At 62.9% G+C, this 2,859-nt stretch carries 1 protein-coding gene and 2 pseudogenes; 1 reads left to right on the top strand and 2 read right to left on the bottom strand.

Annotated elements, in window-relative coordinates; all coding sequences use genetic code 11:
- Positions 1–158: 158 nt before the first annotated feature.
- A protein-coding gene (locus tag ABFX36_RS18805) for an IS3 family transposase (protein ID WP_371308121.1) occupies positions 159–1,324 on the bottom strand; the annotation gives its coding sequence in 2 pieces (ribosomal slippage) (positions 159–1,037 and positions 1,040–1,324; 1,164 coding nt in all).
- 69 nt (positions 1,325–1,393) lie between these two features.
- A pseudogene (locus ABFX36_RS18800) lies at positions 1,394–1,660 on the bottom strand (transposase); the annotation flags it as partial.
- Between the two features lie 25 nt (positions 1,661–1,685).
- Between ABFX36_RS18800 and ABFX36_RS18795 the strand changes: the two are divergent.
- Positions 1,686–2,732: pseudogene (locus tag ABFX36_RS18795) on the top strand (IS256 family transposase); the annotation flags it as partial.
- Between the last annotated feature and the right edge of the window lie 127 nt (positions 2,733–2,859).

Raw genomic sequence — 2,859 nt, 5'->3', positions numbered from 1 at the left:
GTACTACAATAGGGCCCGACGACATTCCACACTGGGCTATTTGACACCAGCCGAGTTTGAACTAGGATTCAGAGACATATACGACTCGCCGCTTAATTGCAGTGGCCACTTTAGCGGGAACACTCCAACTGCTGCACGACCAGGTGACAGTTTCGGTGTCATGCCGCTGAGGCGGCTGTGTTGATGATCGTCTCGTATTCGATCGGGGTCAACCGGCCGAGGCGGGCCTGACGACGGCGTCGGTGGTAGGTCCGTTCGATCCAGGTGACGATCGCGATCCGCAACTGCTCGCGGGTGCTCCAGCGGTGCCGGTCCAGGACGTCCTTCTGGAGGAGCGCGAAGAACGATTCCATCGCTGCGTTGTCGCCGGCGGCACCGACTCTGCCCATGGACCCAACCAGGCCGTGTCGGTTGAGCGCGGACACGAACTTCCGCGACCGGAATTGAGAGCCCCTGTCCGAATGGACAATACAACCCGAAACATCGTCCTCTCGGCGGGCAACAGCGTTGTCCAGAGCGGTCACGGCGAGACGGGACTTCATCCTGGAGTCGATGCTGTAGCCGACGATCCGCCCCGAGCAGGCGTCTTTGATCGCGCAGAGGTAGAGCTTGCCCTCGTCGGTCCAATGCTCGGTGATATCAGTGAGCCACACTTGGTCCGGTGTGTCGGCGGTGAAGTCGCGTTCGACCAGGTCGTCGTGCACAGGCGGGCCCGGCTTCTTACCGTTCTTCCCACGTTTCTTGCCGAAGCTCGACCACCACTGGTTGGCCGAGCAGATCCGCCATGCCGTCCGCCCGCTCATCGGCTGACCAGCAGCTTCGGCTTCATCGGCGAGGAAGCGGTACCCGAATTCCGGGTCATCACGATGCGCGTCGAACAGGGCGTTCGCCCGCTCCGCTTCGACCCAGTCTGCCGCGGTGACCGCGTCCCTGAGCCACCGGTAGTAGGGCTGTCTGGAGAGCTTGAGTACCCGGCACGTCACCGTGACGGGGATTCCGTCGGCGGCGAGCTCTTTCACGAGCGGGTAGAGCCTTTTCCCGGAAGGTTCGCCTGCGACAGATATGCCGCAGCCCGTCGCAGGACCTCGTTCTCCTGCTCCAACAACCGATTCCGCTTCCGAAGCTCTCTCAGTTCGGCAGATTCGGTCGACGTTGTTCCAGGCTTGTGTCCGTCGTCGATGGCGACGCGGCGCATCCACTTGGCCAGGGTCATCTCATGGATCCCGAAGTCTTTCGCGACCTGCGCGAGTGTCACGCCAGGTTCACGGTCTCGGGCTACCCGGACCACATCGTCGCGGAACTCCTGCGGATAAGGCTTAGGCACGATAGTCATCCTTCCAGGCCCACCCTCGGGCAAGCCAGATCAGATGTCACCTATACGTGCAGCAGTCCCGTTAGCCCGCTTCAATTCAGTGTTCTCGCGTCTGAGTCGCTTGAGTTCGGCCGATTCCTCAGTCGTTGTTCCCGGCCGCTGGCCAGCATCGACCTCGGCCCGACGACACCACTTGCGGACCGTTTCTGGCGTACCTATCCCGAGTAGCTCAGCGACCTTGCCCATCGCTGCCCACTCCGAGTCATCCTCAGCCCGAATCTCAGCGACCATCCGGATCGCCCGCTCACGCATCTCGGCCGGGTACCTCTTCGTCCCACTTCCTGACATGACTCCATCCTTCCCAACGAACAGAGTCTCCGGACACGCCGGGGCGATTCACGATGAGGATGGGCGCCGGCTGGTGGTGCGTAACGGCTACCACAACCCGCGGGAGGTGATGACCGCCGCCGGTGCGGTTCCGGTGCGGGCACCAAGGGTCAACGACAAACGGGTCGACCCTGAAACTGGTGAACGCCAACGGTTCTCGTCGGGGATCATCCCGGCCTGGGCACGTAAAAGCCCCGAGGTCAGCGCGGTGTTGCCGCTGCTGTACCTGCACGGGTTGTCGTCGGGAGATTTTGGGCCGGCGCTGGAGCAGTTTCTTGGCTCGGGTGCGGGGTTATCGGCGGCCACGATCACTCGACTGGCCAGCCAGTGGCAGAAGGAAGCGGCCGCCTTCGACGACCGCGACATCACCAGCGATTATGTCTACCTCTGGGTCGACGGCATCCACCTCAAAGTCCGGCTCGAGCAGGAGAAGCTGTGTCTGCTGGTGATGATCGGCGTGCGTGCCGACGGCCGTAAAGAGCTCGTCGCCCTGGCCGATGGGTACCGCGAATCCACCGAATCATGGGCCGATCTATTGCGGTCGTGCCGACGCCGCGGCATGGCGGCCCCGAACCTGGCCGTCGGGGACGGGGCGCTGGGGTTCTGGGCTGCGCTGCGCGAGGTGTTCCCGGACACCCGAGAGCAGCGGTGCTGGTTTCATAAACAGGGCAATGTGCTTGCCGCACTGCCCAAGTCGGCCCATCCGAATGCGATCAAAGCGATGCAGGAGATCTACAACGCCGAGGACATCGGCTACGCCCGTAAGGCCATCGCCGCCTTCGAGAAGACCTACGGGGCGAAGTATCCCAAAGCGGTCGCCAAGATCGTCGACGACGCTGATGTGCTGCTGGAGTTCTACCACTACCCGGCCGAGCACTGGACCCACCTGCGCACGACCAACCCGATCGAGTTGACCTTCGCCACCGTGCGGTTACGGACCAAGGTGACCAAGGGACCCGGCTCCCGAGCCGCGGGACTGGCGATGGCCTACAAGCTCATCGAAGCCGCACAAGTGAAATGGCGAGCCGTCAACGTGAAGCGCCCTGGGTTCCGTTCCGAGTCTCAGCAAGGAGAATCGGAGTATGCCCAAGAAGTTCAGTCCAGAGCTGCGTGAGCGTGCCGTGCGCATGGTCTACGACCGCCAAGCCCGCGAGGGCGGC

Origin of the sequence: Gordonia cholesterolivorans, assembly GCF_039531975.1 — a bacterium.
Taxonomy (GTDB): domain Bacteria; phylum Actinomycetota; class Actinomycetes; order Mycobacteriales; family Mycobacteriaceae; genus Gordonia; species Gordonia sihwensis.
This window is presented reverse-complemented; position numbering and strand designations above follow the sequence as displayed.